This window comes from Streptomyces sp. NBC_00078, assembly GCF_026343335.1.
GTDB lineage: Bacteria > Actinomycetota > Actinomycetes > Streptomycetales > Streptomycetaceae > Streptomyces.
The window spans coordinates 4,875,513-4,887,287 of sequence record NZ_JAPELX010000001.1; the positions used below are offsets into that span (position 1 = coordinate 4,875,513).

Consider the following 11,775-nt stretch of genomic DNA (forward strand, 5'->3'; position numbering starts at 1 on the left):
GAGCCCCTGCGACTCAGGTCTGTTGACCCATCGCCGGGTGTCGTGCACACTTGAGTCCGTTCCACTCAAGTCAGCTGGAGGAAATCACCATGGCACGTGCGGTCGGCATCGACCTGGGCACGACTAACTCCGTCGTCAGCGTTCTGGAGGGCGGCGAGCCCACCGTCATCACCAACGCCGAGGGTGCCAGGACCACGCCGTCCGTCGTCGCCTTCGCGAAGAACGGTGAGGTGCTTGTCGGCGAGGTCGCCAAGCGCCAGGCGGTCACGAACGTGGACCGGACCATCCGTTCGGTGAAGCGTCACATGGGCACGGACTGGAAGATCGAGCTTGACGGCAAGGTCTTCAACCCGCAGCAGATGTCCGCGTTCATCCTGCAGAAGCTGAAGCGCGACGCCGAGTCCTACCTGGGCGAGAAGGTGACCGACGCGGTCATCACCGTCCCGGCGTACTTCAACGACTCCGAGCGCCAGGCGACGAAGGAGGCCGGCGAGATCGCCGGCCTGAACGTCCTGCGTATCGTCAACGAGCCCACCGCGGCCGCGCTCGCGTACGGCCTCGACAAGGACGACCAGACGATCCTCGTCTTCGACCTCGGTGGCGGCACCTTCGACGTGTCGCTCCTGGAGATCGGCGACGGCGTCGTCGAGGTGAAGGCCACCAACGGCGACAACCACCTCGGTGGTGACGACTGGGACCAGCGCGTCGTCGACTACCTGGTCAAGCAGTTCGCCGGCGGTCACGGCGTGGACCTCGGCAAGGACAAGATGGCCCTGCAGCGTCTGCGTGAGGCTGCCGAGAAGGCCAAGATCGAGCTGTCCTCGTCTACCGAGACCTCGATCAACCTGCCCTACATCACCGCGTCCGCCGAAGGCCCGCTGCACCTGGACGAGAAGCTCACCCGGGCTCAGTTCCAGCAGCTGACGGCCGACCTGCTGGAGCGCTGCAAGACGCCGTTCCACAACGTCATCAAGGACGCCGGCATCTCCATCAACGAGATCGACCACGTCGTCCTCGTCGGTGGTTCCACCCGTATGCCCGCCGTGGCCGAGCTCGTCCGCGAGCTGACCGGCGGCAAGGACGCCAACAAGGGCGTCAACCCGGACGAGGTCGTCGCCATCGGCGCCGCCCTGCAGGCCGGTGTCCTCAAGGGTGAGGTCAAGGACGTCCTGCTCCTCGACGTGACCCCGCTGTCGCTTGGTATCGAGACCAAGGGCGGCATCATGACGAAGCTCATCGAGCGGAACACGACGATCCCGACCAAGCGGTCCGAGATCTTCACCACCGCCGAGGACAACCAGCCCTCCGTGCAGATCCAGGTCTACCAGGGCGAGCGCGAGATCGCGGCGTACAACAAGAAGCTCGGGATGTTCGAGCTGACGGGTCTGCCGCCGGCCCCGCGTGGTGTCCCGCAGATCGAGGTCGCCTTCGACATCGACGCCAACGGCATCATGCACGTGACCGCGAAGGACCTGGGCACGGGCAAGGAGCAGAAGATGACCGTCACCGGCGGCTCCTCGCTGCCGAAGGACGAGGTCGACCGGATGCGCCAGGAGGCCGAGAAGTACGCGGAGGAGGACCACGCCCGCCGCGAGGCCGCCGAGTCCCGCAACCAGGGCGAGCAGCTCGTCTACCAGACGGAGAAGTTCCTCAAGGACAACGAGGACAAGGTCCCGGGCGAGATCAAGACCGAGGTCGAGGCGTCCGTCGAGGAGCTGAAGGCCGCGCTCAAGGGCGAGGACACCGCCGAGATCCGCACCGCCACCGAGAAGGTCGCGGCCGTCTCGCAGAAGCTGGGCCAGGCCATGTACGCCGACGCCCAGGCCTCGCAGGCCGCGGCGGGCGGCGAGTCCGCCGGCGCCGAGGCCCCGAAGGCCGACGACGACGTCGTCGACGCCGAGATCGTCGACGAGGACCGTAAGGACGGTGCCGCGTGACGGAGGAGACCCCGGGTTTCGACGAGAAGCCTGACGTCCCCTCCGGCGCCACCCCCGACGACGCCGAGCCGCAGGCCGCCTCCTCCTCTTCGGAGGAGGGGGCTGCCCCGGCCGGGGACGCAGCACAGATCGCCGGCCTGACGGCCCAGCTGGACCAGGTGCGCAAGGCGCTCGAAGAGCGCACCGCGGACCTCCAGCGGCTCCAGGCCGAGTTCCAGAACTACCGCCGCCGGGTCGAGCGGGACCGGATCACGGTCAAGGAGATCGCCATCGCGAACCTCCTGACCGAGCTCCTGCCCGTGGTCGACGACATCGGCCGCGCGCGGGAACACGGCGAACTCGTCGGCGGATTCAAGTCCGTCGCGGAGTCGCTGGAGACCGTCGCGGCGAAGATGGGACTGCAGGCGTTCGGCAAGGAGGGCGAGCCCTTCGACCCGACGATCCACGAGGCCCTCATGCACTCGTACGCGCCGGACGTCACCGAGACGACCTGCGTGGCGATCCTGCAGCCCGGGTATCGCATCGGCGAGCGCACCATCCGCCCCGCGCGGGTGGCCGTGGCCGAACCCCAGCCGGGGGCGCAGACCGTCAAGGCGGACTCCTCGGAGTCCGGCGAGGCGGCCGACGACAAGGAGAGCGGTGGCCCGGACGAGGGCTGAGCTTGAACCGATGAGAAAGGAGGGGCGTCGAGGATGAGCACCAAGGACTTCATCGAGAAGGACTACTACAAGGTCCTCGGCGTCCCCAAGGACGCCACCGAGGCCGAGATCAAGAAGGCGTACCGGAAGCTCGCCCGCGAGTTCCACCCGGACGCCAACAAGGGCAACGCCAAGGCCGAGGAGCGCTTCAAGGAGATCTCCGAGGCCAACGACATCCTCGGTGACCCCAAGAAGCGCAAGGAGTACGACGAGGCCCGCACCCTCTTCGGCAACGGCGGCTACCGCCCGGGGCCGGGCGGCGCGGGCGGCTCGTTCAACTTCGACCTGGGTGACCTCTTCGGAGGCAACCCCCAGGGCGGCGGGGGCTCCGGAGGCTTCGGCGGCGGAATCGGTGACGTCTTCGGGGGCCTGTTCAACCGCGGCAGCTCCGGCACCACGCGGGTGCAGCCCAGGCGCGGCCAGGACATCGACACCGAGGTCAGCCTCAGCTTCACCGAGGCGATCGAGGGGGCGACGGTCCCGCTGCGCATGTCCTCGCAGTCACCCTGCAAGGCCTGCTCCGGCACGGGCGACGCGAACGGCAACCCGCGGGTGTGCCCGACATGCGTCGGCACCGGCCAGGTGGCGCGGGGCTCCGGCGGCGGCTTCTCGCTGACCGACCCCTGCCCGGACTGCAAGGGCCGCGGCCTGATCGCGGAGAACCCCTGCGAGGTCTGCAAGGGCAGCGGCCGCGCCAAGTCGTCCCGGACCATGCAGGTCCGCATCCCGGCCGGGGTGTCGGACAGCCAGCGCATCCGCCTCCGCGGCAAGGGCGCACCGGGCGAACGGGGCGGCCCGGCGGGCGACTTGTACGTCACCGTGCACGTCGACGCGCACCCGGTCTTCGGCCGCAGGGACGACAACCTCACCGTCACCGTCCCGGTGACGTTCACGGAGGCGGCCCTCGGCGGCGAGGTCAGGGTTCCCACGCTGGGCGGCCCTCCGGTCACCCTGAAGCTGCCCCCGGGCACGCCCAACGGCCGCACCATGCGCGCCCGGGGCAAGGGCGCGGTCCGCAAGGACGGCACCCGCGGCGACCTCCTGGTCACCGTCGAGGTGAGTGTCCCGGTGGGCCTGACGGGGAAGGCTCGTGACGCGCTGGAGGCGTATCGCGAGGCGACCGCGGGCGAGGACCCGCGGGCGGACCTCTTCCAGGCCGCGAAGGGAGCTTGACAGAGATGGACGGCCGTCGACGCAATCCGTACGAACTGACCGAGGAAACCCCGGTCTACGTCATTTCGGTGGCGGCCCAGCTCTCCGGCCTGCACCCGCAGACCCTGCGCCAGTACGACCGCCTCGGCCTGGTCTCGCCCGACCGCACGCCCGGCCGCGGCCGCCGCTACTCGGCCCGCGACATCGAACTGCTGCGCACCGTGCAGCAGTTGTCGCAGGACGAGGGCATCAACCTGGCCGGCATCAAGCGGATCATCGAACTGGAGAACCAGGTCGCCGCGCTCCAGCAGCGTGTCGCCGAACTCCAGTCGGCGGTCGAGGGCGCGGCGGCGGCGATGCAGCAGCGTGAGGCGGCGGTGCACGCGTCGTACCGCCGCGATCTGGTCCCGTACCAGGAGGTGCAGCAGACCAGCGCGTTGGTGGTGTGGCGGCCGAAGCGGCAGCAGTCCGACTGACGTCCTTGTGTCAGGTCGTGGCAGGGGCTCGGAGACATTCCGGGCCCCTCCGTCCTGTTCGGACCTTTGGTTGACAGACCGGCACGTATCGGCCCGACTCTAACGTTGACGTCTCATTACCCGGTTATTCCTTGACGATCGTGTGAAGAAAGCGTTGGCTGCCTTCACCTGGGCTGCGTGAAGCACCCTGGTTCGGAAGGTATTGGAAGGTAAGCGCAGTGAACACCCGTACCCGTCGTATCGCCCTGTGTGCGGCAGTCGCCACGACCGCCCTCTCGCTCTCCTCCTGCGGGGTGCTGAACGTGTCGGAGGATGGCAAGTCGGCGAGCCCCACGAAGGGCAACGACGTCACCATCGGGCTGCTGCTGCCGGAGACGGCCAACACCCGGTACGAGGACTTCGACTACCCGATCATCAAGGAGCAGGTCGCCTCGCTCACCAGGAAGCAGGGCAAGGTCGACTACGCCAACGCCGGCCAGAACGCGGACAAGCAGGCGTCCCAGATGCAGAAGATGATCGACGACGGGGTCGACACCATCCTGCTGGACGCCGTGGACGCGCACGCCATCGCCGGTGAGGTGAAGAAGGCGAAGGACGCCGGTATCCCGGTCATCGCCTACGACCGGCTGGCCGAGGGTCCCATCGACGCGTACATCTCCTTCGACAACGAACTCGTCGGCGAGGTCCAGGCCCGCTCCCTGCTCGACGCGCTGGGCAGCGGCGTCGACACTTCCGACAAGATCGTCATGATGAACGGTTCGCCCACCGACCCGAACGCCAAGCAGTTCAAGGCGGGTGCCCTGTCCGAGCTCAACGGCAAGGTGACGATCGCCGAGTCGTACGACACCAAGGACTGGGACCCGAACAACGCCCAGGCCAACATGACCGAGGCGATCAAGGCGATCGGCAAGGACAACATCGCGGGCGTCTACTCCGCCAACGACGGCATGGCCGGCGGCATCGTCAAGGCCATGGAGAACGCAGGCCTCACCAGCCTGCCGCCGCTCACCGGCCAGGACGCGGAACTGGCGGCCGTGCAGAGGATCGTGGCAGGCGAGCAGTACATGAGCGTGTACAAGTCGTACCCGCAGGAGGCCCAGGCCGCCGCGCAGATGGCCGTGGCCAAGGTGCAGGGCAAGGACATCGAGTTCGACGCCCTCACCCAGGACACGGTCGACAGCCCCACGGACAAGGGCATCCCCGCACAGCTCGTCACCGTGACCGCCCTGACGAAGAAGAACATCAAGTCGACGGTCGTCGCCGACGGCATCTACAAGATCTCCCAGATCTGCACGTCGAAGTACGCCTCGAAGTGCGTGGCGGTCGGCCTCAAGTAGGCCGGTTGTCGACCGTCTCCCTCGTGTGCCGCGCGGACGACGCGAACCCGGTGCCGGCCAGGTTCGCGTCGTACGTGGGGCAGCAGCCCGAGCCGGGGTTCACGCCACCCGGGTGAACTCCACCGACACCTCCGGCGGCCCGCCGGCCACGCCCCGGTAGATGCCCTTGTGCGGGGTGACGTCGTCGTAGTCGCGGCCCCGGGCCACCACGACATGGGACTCGTCGGCCCGGGTGCTGTTGGTGGGGTCGTAGCCGCACCAGTCGCCCGCCCAGTACTCGATCCAGGCGTGGCTCTGCCCGGCGACGGGACGCTGGAGTTCGGCCTCGCGGTCGGGGTGGAGGTAGCCGGAGACATAGCGGGCCGGCAGCCCCACGCCCCGCAGCAGGGCGACGGTGAGGTGGGTGATGTCCTGGCAGACGCCCGCGCCCTGCTCCCAGGCCTCCGCGGGGGACGTGTTCACGCTGGTGGCGCCGGGCAGGTAGGAGACCCGGCCGGCGACCAGGGCGGAGACGGCAGTCGCCGTGTCGTGCGGGTCGAGGCCGGCCGCCGCCTTGCGTGCCTTCTTGATGAGCTTCGCCGGGACCGTCGTACGGACCGTCGGATCCGTGAACTCCAACAGACGGGAGTTCATGGTGAGTTCGGCCAACTTCGCCCAGGTGGGAGCCGCCGGGAGCGGGTCCGCCGGGGACGTCTCGACCAGGCTGGAAGCGGTGATGGTGAGGTCGCCGTGCGGGTCCATCAGGTCGAAGCCGGTGACCTGGGTGCCCCAGTAGTCCCAGTACGACCAGGTGGCCGTCGCGGGGCTCACGGTGACGCGGGCGTCCAGCGTGGTCTGGCCGGGCAGCGTCAGCGGGGTCATGCGGACCTCGTTGTGCGAGGAGGCCGCGGGCTGGGCGTAGGAGACCCGGGTGGTGTGCTTGATGCGGAGGCGACGAGCCATCTCAGGCTCCTTCCTGGGCCCACTCGACGGGCCCCTGGTACGGGAAGAACCGCTCCGCCACCGCGTCCGCGGACGCCAGGCAGGCCTGCTGCAGATCCCGCAGCAGGACCGGGAGCTGGTCTTCGAGGGCGTGCCTGTCCAGGTATTCGAGGCGGGTGCGCAGCCGGCCGATGGGGCGCCGCGCCGGGTCCTGGCGGGGGCGGCCGAGCGCCGTCAGGCACTCCTCCGCCGTGGTCAGCGCGTGCAGCGCCGAGCGAGGGAAGTCCCGGTCCAGGAGCAGGAATTCGGCCACCCGCGGAGTGTCGCCGAAACCGCCGTACACGCGCGCGTACGCCTCGTCGGCGCCGGACGCGCTCAGCAGCGTCGTCCAGTCCGGCGCGTGCGCGGCGTCCAGCACCCGCACCGACAGCAGCCGTACGGTCATGTCCACCCGCTCCAGGCTGCGGCCAAGGACCACGAACCGCCAGCTGTCGTCCCGGCTCATCGTCGAGTCCGCGAGGCCGAAGAAGAGGGCCGCCCGGCGCCGTACCAGTTCCAGGTAGGCGTACGGGCCCGTGCGCCGTGCCGCGAGCCGCTGGTCGGCGAGCGCGTGCCAGGTGGAGTTGAGGCACTCCCACATCTCGGAGGAGACGGCCTCACGGGCACTGCGCGCGTTCAACCGGGCGGCGCCCAGCGCCCCTTCGATGGAGCCCGTGGAGCGGGCGTCGAAGGCCAGCTGGTCCAGGACCTGCTGCATGTCCACGCGCTCGTCCCCGGCGTCCATGCCGAGGATCGCGTACAGCGAACGGCAGGCGGCGTCCTCGTCGCGCCAGGGGTCCTCCAGCATGCGGTGCAGATACGCGTCGAGGATGCGGCCCGTGGCGTCCGCCCGCTCGACGTAGCGGCCGGTCCAGCTCAGGGCCTCGGCTATCCGGGAGAGGATCACGTCGTTCACTGCTGCTGGGCCCCTTCCTGTACGACGGCACGGGTGCCGTCTGGTCCGAGCCGGCGCGGGGCGACGGCGGGGATCGCGGCGGCCGGCTCGGGCGCCGGCGGCTCGGACTGGCCCTCGGCGAGCACCCAGGTGTCCTTGGAGCCGCCGCCCTGGCTGGAGTTGACGATCAGGTTGCCCTCCTGGAGGGCGACGCGGGTCAGCCCGCCGGGCAGCACCCAGACGTCGTTCCCGTCGTTCACCGCGAACGGCCTGAGGTCGATGTGACGCGGTGCCATGCGCTCGCCCGCGAGGGTGGGGGAGGTGGACAGGGCGACGGGCCGCTGCGCGATGTAGCCGCGCGGGTCGGCGATGACGGCTTTGCGAGTGCGTTCAAGAGTGTCCTTGTCGGCCTTCGGGCCGATGACGATGCCCTGGCCGCCCGCGCCGTCCACGGGCTTGATGACCAGCTGGTCGATCTGGTCGAGGACCGCCTCCAACTGTCCTGGCTCATCGGGCCGATAGGACTCGACGTTGGGAAGAACCGGTTCCTCGGCGAGGTAGTAGCGGATCAGGTCCGGGACGTAGGTGTAGAGCAGCTTGTCGTCCGCGATCCCGTTGCCGACGGCGTTCGCGAGTGTGACGTTGCCCGCCATGGCCGCGCCCATGATGCCGGGGCAGCCGATCACCGAGTCGGGACGGCAGTGGAGCGGGTCGAGGAAGTCGTCGTCCAGGCGCCGGTATACGACGTGGACGGGCACCTCGCCGCGCGTGGTGCGCATCCACACCCGGTTGCCGCGGCAGACCAGGTCGTGCCCCTCGACCAGCTGCACGCCCATCAGGCGGGCGAGCAGGGCGTGTTCGAAGTAGGCGGCGTTGCTGGGGCCGGGGGTCAGGACGACGACCCTCGGGTCCGGCACGCCATCGGGTGCGGCGGCACGCAGGGCGGCCAGAAGCCGGTGGCAGTACCCGTCGACGGGCAGGACGTGCTGCTCGGTGAAGAGGGACGGGAAGATCCGGGTCATGGCCCGGCGGTTCTCGATGACGTACGAAACCCCGCTGGGCACCCGCACGTTGTCCTCAAGCACCCGGAAGTCCCCGGCCTCGTCGCGTACGAGGTCGATGCCGGCGACGTGGATGCGCACCCCGCCCGGTGGCTCGACTCCCTGCGCGGACCGGTGGAAGTGGGGGGAGTTGAGCAGCAGCCGCCAGGGCACGACACCGTCCTCGAAGGCACGGCAGTGCCCGTAGGCGTCGGCGAGATAGGCCTCCAGGGCTCTGACCCGCTGGCTCACCCCGCGTTGTATGAGATCCCATTCGAGGGCGTCGAGGATGCGGGGCACGAGGTCCAGCGGCCAGGGCCGCTCCTCGCCCGCGAAGGCGTACGTGACGCCGCGGTCCGTGAAGGCGCGGGCCATCTGGTCCGCCCGGAACCTGAGTTCACTCGGCTCGATCGGCTGCAGCGCCGCCAGCACCGGCTCATAGGCGGCTCTGACCTCACCCGGCCGCTCAAACATCTCGTCCCACGCATCGGCCAACGCGTATGCGTCAAATATGTCCGCCATGGGGGGACGTTAGAGGCGAGGTGTAACGCGACGATCACTCCGGTATTTCCAGGAGCTTGCGTGCCCGGGCGGGGCGGGAGGGGTGCCTGGGACCACCCCCAGCTTGTTGCAGGACGACGGCAGGAGGACGGTGGGAAACGGGAGTTATGGGTTCTTAACGACCGGCAGCTGTGGTCGAGCCGTGTTGCGGAGCGGGTCGCGTCCGCGCATAGTTGCGCTGCGGAAGCGGCGAAACCGGGGGTGGGATGGGCGATGGCCGGGCACGGGACGGATGAGCATCCACACGGTGCTGACCGACTGTGCGAGGCCGGGGATCGCGTGTATTCCCGGGCCGTACGGCGGGGCCGCGTGCCGCGGCTGGACGCCCAACCGGTGCCGTGTCTGCTGGAGCTGGCCCTGCTGCACCCGGACCCCGACGACATGGACTGGCTGGTCCCGACGTCCCCGCAGGAGGTCATGACCCGGCTGCTGCGCGGGGTGTACGACGAGGTCAGCGCGAGCCAGCGGAAGGTGGGGGCGGCGGTCACCGCCGTCGAGCGGTACGCCGGACTGGGATCCGCCACACAGGCGGCCTCCGGCCCGGCGGAGGGTGCCGCGATCCGTGTCCTGGACGGGCTGTCCCGCATCCAGGCCGCGATGGACGCGGCGACCCAGGCGTGCACGACGGAGGTCCTGACGGTGCAGCCGGGCGGCATCCGCCCCGAGCACGAGCTGACGGAGGGGCTGCACCGGGCGCTGGCCCTGCGAGGGCGCGGCGTGCGCATGCGCGACCTGTACACGCATGTGGCCCGGCACGGGCAGGGGCTGCTCAACTACCTGGAGCTGATGGGCGGTTCGGTCGAGGCCCGCACCCTCGACGAGGTGATCGACCGTCTCATCCTCTTCGACCGCACGGTGGCCTTCATCCCCGCGAACGCGGACCGCACCCTCGCGCTGGAGCTGCGTCACCCCGCGCTGGTCGAGTATCTGGTCACTGTCTTCGACCGGCTGTGGCGGCTGGCGATCCCACTGACCGCGCCGCTGCCCGACACCGGCATCGAGGGCATCTCCCACCGCGAGCAGTCCATCGCGGCGCTGCTGGCGGAGGGCCACCAGGACGCGGTGATCGCGGAGCGGCTCGGCATAAGCGTCCGCACCTGCCGCGCCCACATCGCCCGGCTCTCCGAGACCCTCGGCGCGGCCAGCCGCACCCAACTCGGCGTCCGCATCGCCCAGGTGGGCCTCGACGGCCCGCGTCATTCCGCCGACGTCGCCCCGGTCACTCTTCCCGGTCAAGAATCCCCGACCGTCCGATGAGGCAGCCGAGCTGGGCCCGGCTCTCGCTGCCCAGGGTGGGCCGCCGGCTTGGCGATGTGCACCCGGGCGGTGCGGACGTTCATGCCGAGGCGCTTGGCGATGACGGTGTCGGTGTGGCCCTCGACGAGGAGGGCGGCGATGGCGTGCCGGCGGGGCGTGATGCCGTTGAAGGCGGCCCGGGTGGGGGCCACGGGGTGCATGGGTGTGCCATGTGCCACTGGCGACGGCGGGACGCAGCAGGCCGAAGTCGGTGAGTCAGGGGGCCGCTTCGGACTCCGTGCCGCTGACACGGCCCTCGCGCAGAGCGCGGCCGTACACTTCCAGGCCCGCTTCGCACAGCTCCGCCGGGCCGTGCCGGTGCGCCTGCCTCGTCGCGAATGACCCTTTTCCTCCGGGTGGGTTCAGGGTTCCTGCTTCAGGATCCCCGACTGCGCGATGAGAAAGCCGAGCTGGGCGCGGCTGCCGCTGCCCAGGGACGTGGCGAGCTTGGCGATGTGGGCGCGGCAGGTGCGGACGTTCATGCCCAGGCGCCGGGCGATCGCCTCGTCGACGTGACCCTCGACGAGGAGCTTGGCGATGGAGTGCTGGATCTCCGTGATGCCGTCGGGGGCGGTCTCGTAGGGGGCGCCGGCGCTCAGCGGGACCGCACGCGACCACATGAACTCGAAGACCTTGATCAGATAGCGCACGAGCCCCGGATGGCGGAGTTCGAGGGCCACCTCCCCGTCGTCGCGCGTCGGGATGAAGGCCACGGTCTCGTCGCAGACGATCAGCCGCTCGACGAGTTCGTCGATGGTGCGGTACTCCACCTTGCCGTCGGTGAACTGAGCCACGTAGGCCAGAGTTTCCGGGCTGTAGCGGGCGGGGTGCTGGTACAGGGTGCGGATGCGGCAGCCGCGTTCAATCAACGGCCTGTCGCGCTCCAGCGCTTTGGTGAGGGTGTGCTCCAGGCGGCGGCGGCTCGGCTGGACGGTGAGCATCTCCCTCTGGCACTGGGTGGTGGCCAGATCGAGCGCCGAGTTGATCCGGTCGAGGCCCTCCAGCACCGTAATCGAGTGGGTGTTCGCGGTCGACTGGGCGCTGAGGGTCATGAACGGCTCGAAAGCGTCGGCGAGTTCGATCGACAGCCGCCGGCGCTGGGTGATCTCGTTCTCGATCGGGTTGAGCCGCTGGGCCAGAGCGATCGAGGGGGGTACCGGCCGTAGCCAGTTCGGGTCGTCCGGATCGGGATGAAGGAGGGCGAACTCCATCAGACAGGGCGCAGGCTCGACATCCGCACGGGCTATGCGTCCCGTCCGGAGAGCGTTGCCGTAGAGGCGGCGTCCGTCCTCGCACAGGTCGGTCAACCCATGGGGATGTGTCCGCTTAGTCTCATTTATCACCAGATCTCCACCCCCCAGGGTCCTGAACGTGCAGGAACATGATGCATCGTTTGTGTGGCCATGACGTGCCGGAATGGGCC

General features: G+C 69.6%; 10 protein-coding genes and 1 pseudogene. 6 read left to right on the plus strand and 5 right to left on the minus strand.

The features are described 5' to 3' along the window. Positions 1-89: 89 nt before the first annotated feature. From dnaK to OOK07_RS22885, 5 genes are all read left to right on the plus strand, one after another. Positions 90-1,937 (plus strand): molecular chaperone DnaK, encoded by a 1,848-nt coding sequence (gene dnaK / locus OOK07_RS22865; protein WP_266682623.1) that lies wholly within the window; start codon positions 90-92, stop codon positions 1,935-1,937. Further along, positions 1,934-2,596, plus strand: a complete 663-nt coding sequence (gene grpE, locus OOK07_RS22870; protein WP_266682624.1) for a nucleotide exchange factor GrpE — start codon at positions 1,934-1,936, stop codon at positions 2,594-2,596. Before dnaK ends, grpE begins: the two co-directional genes overlap by 4 nt. A 33-nt stretch (positions 2,597-2,629) precedes the next feature. Then, positions 2,630-3,808 (plus strand): molecular chaperone DnaJ, encoded by a 1,179-nt coding sequence (dnaJ, locus tag OOK07_RS22875; RefSeq protein ID WP_266798189.1) that lies wholly within the window; start codon positions 2,630-2,632, stop codon positions 3,806-3,808. Between the two features lie 5 nt (positions 3,809-3,813). After that, positions 3,814-4,263: a heat shock protein transcriptional repressor HspR gene (locus tag OOK07_RS22880; protein ID WP_266518527.1), complete on the plus strand. Its 450-nt coding sequence runs from the start codon at positions 3,814-3,816 to the stop codon at positions 4,261-4,263. Between the two features lie 218 nt (positions 4,264-4,481). Continuing rightward, positions 4,482-5,600: a substrate-binding domain-containing protein gene (locus tag OOK07_RS22885; protein ID WP_266798190.1), complete on the plus strand. Its 1,119-nt coding sequence runs from the start codon at positions 4,482-4,484 to the stop codon at positions 5,598-5,600. Between the two features lie 99 nt (positions 5,601-5,699). On the opposite strand, the gene OOK07_RS22890 is transcribed toward OOK07_RS22885, so the two are convergent. Genes OOK07_RS22890 through OOK07_RS22900 form a run of 3 tightly spaced genes read right to left on the minus strand, consistent with a single transcriptional unit; the run spans position 5,700 to position 9,017 of the window. Further along, complete coding sequence (locus OOK07_RS22890; RefSeq protein WP_266798191.1) at positions 5,700-6,542, minus strand: transglutaminase family protein; 843 nt, start codon at positions 6,540-6,542, stop codon at positions 5,700-5,702. 1 nt (position 6,543) lies between these two features. Next, positions 6,544-7,476, minus strand: coding sequence for an alpha-E domain-containing protein (locus OOK07_RS22895; protein WP_266682635.1), 933 nt, complete (start codon positions 7,474-7,476; stop codon positions 6,544-6,546). After that, entirely contained in the window at positions 7,473-9,017 is a 1,545-nt protein-coding gene (locus OOK07_RS22900) for a circularly permuted type 2 ATP-grasp protein (RefSeq protein ID WP_266798192.1), read from the minus strand. The genes OOK07_RS22895 and OOK07_RS22900 overlap by 4 nt, the downstream gene beginning before the upstream one ends. Positions 9,018-9,269: 252 nt before the next feature. Between OOK07_RS22900 and OOK07_RS22905 the strand changes: the two genes are divergently transcribed. Then, positions 9,270-10,313 (plus strand): helix-turn-helix transcriptional regulator, encoded by a 1,044-nt coding sequence (locus OOK07_RS22905; protein ID WP_266682637.1) that lies wholly within the window; start codon positions 9,270-9,272, stop codon positions 10,311-10,313. Here the strand turns inward: OOK07_RS22905 and OOK07_RS22910 are convergent. Both OOK07_RS22910 and OOK07_RS22915 read right to left on the minus strand, forming a co-directional pair. After that, a pseudogene (locus OOK07_RS22910) lies at positions 10,276-10,519 on the minus strand (helix-turn-helix transcriptional regulator); the annotation flags it as partial. The gene OOK07_RS22905 and the pseudogene OOK07_RS22910 sit on opposite strands and share 38 nt — an antisense overlap. Before the next feature lie 195 nt (positions 10,520-10,714). Continuing rightward, positions 10,715-11,695, minus strand: coding sequence for a helix-turn-helix transcriptional regulator (locus OOK07_RS22915; RefSeq protein WP_405671226.1), 981 nt, complete (start codon positions 11,693-11,695; stop codon positions 10,715-10,717). Between the last annotated feature and the right edge of the window lie 80 nt (positions 11,696-11,775).